The sequence below is a fragment of the Streptomyces sp. H27-C3 genome (assembly GCF_030063415.1).
GTDB lineage: Bacteria > Actinomycetota > Actinomycetes > Streptomycetales > Streptomycetaceae > Streptomyces.
Map to the genome: position 1 here is coordinate 1 of NZ_JASITA010000117.1, position 958 is coordinate 958.

Annotated in this window: 2 protein-coding genes; both read left to right on the plus strand. The window is 67.7% G+C overall.

Annotation, left to right across the window (positions count from 1 at the left end):
• Window positions 1–82 precede the first annotated feature (82 nt).
• A complete protein-coding gene (locus QMK30_RS38310; RefSeq protein ID WP_283522947.1) occupies window positions 83–466 on the plus strand; it encodes a hypothetical protein in 384 nt (127 codons plus the stop codon).
• Window positions 467–486: 20 nt separating this feature from the next.
• Window positions 487–958 (plus strand): transposase family protein (locus QMK30_RS38315; RefSeq protein ID WP_502963319.1); only part of this gene is annotated, 472 nt, incomplete at its 3' end.

The following is a 958-nucleotide window of genomic DNA, read 5'->3' on the forward strand; positions in this document are numbered from 1 at the left end:
CCCCCTCTCTGTCAGCCTTGGGTGAGACGTCTCGCTTCGGCGGGTTAGCCTGAGAGGGCACCGACAGGAGAATCACCCCCTCATGACCAGCACCAAGCCCGCCGGATCCGACCCGGCTCCCAGGCCGAAGCGCCGCTCCTTCAGCCCGGAGTACAAGCTGCGGATCGTGGCCGAGTACGACGCCGCGCCCAAGAACGAGAAGGGCGCGGTCCTGCGCCGCGAGCGCCTGTACCACTCACACGTCACCGAGTGGCGGGCCGCACGGGACGCCGGGGCCCTCGAGAAGCTGGTCGACAAGCGCACCAGCCCGGCGAGGCCGAAGAAGTCGCCGACCGATGCGGAGAACGAGAAGCTGCGCCGCCAGGTGGAACGGCTTCAGAAAGAACTGGCCCGGAACAAGGCCGCGCTGGAAGTCATGGGAAAAGCTTCCGCGCTCTTGGAAATGATCTCCGAGAGCGCGGACTGAAGCCTGCCGTCGACCCTGTCGTGGACGAGGCGTTCACCTGCGTCGAGGCAGAGCTGGGCATCACGGCCGCCTGCCGGCTGACCGGCCGCTCCCGCGCCACCCACTACCGCCGGCTCCGGCCCCCGCCACCACGCAAACAACGTTCCCCGCAGGTCCAGCCCTCGGCCCTGACGGCCGAAGAGCGGACTGCGGTACTGGAGTTGATGAACAGCGACGAGTACGCGGAGATGGCGCCCGCACAGATCTGGGCCCGCGAGCTGGATGCCGGGCGCTACCACTGCTCCATCTCCACGATGTACCGGATCCTGCGCGAACAGGGGCAGACCGGCGAGCGCCGCCGCCAGGCCACCCATCCTGCCAAGACAGTGCCCGAGCTGGTCGCCACCGGACCCTCGCAGGTGTTCACCTGGGACATCACCAAGGCCGCCGGACCGGTCAAGGGCATCTGGTATCACGCCTACGTCATCATCGACATCTTCAGCCGGTACATCG

Bases quoted from the DNA above. Each gene is read 5' to 3' on its own strand.
- QMK30_RS38310 (WP_283522947.1), top strand. From the start codon at position 83: ATGACCAGCACCAAGCCCGCCGGATCCGACCCGGCTCCCAGGCCGAAG.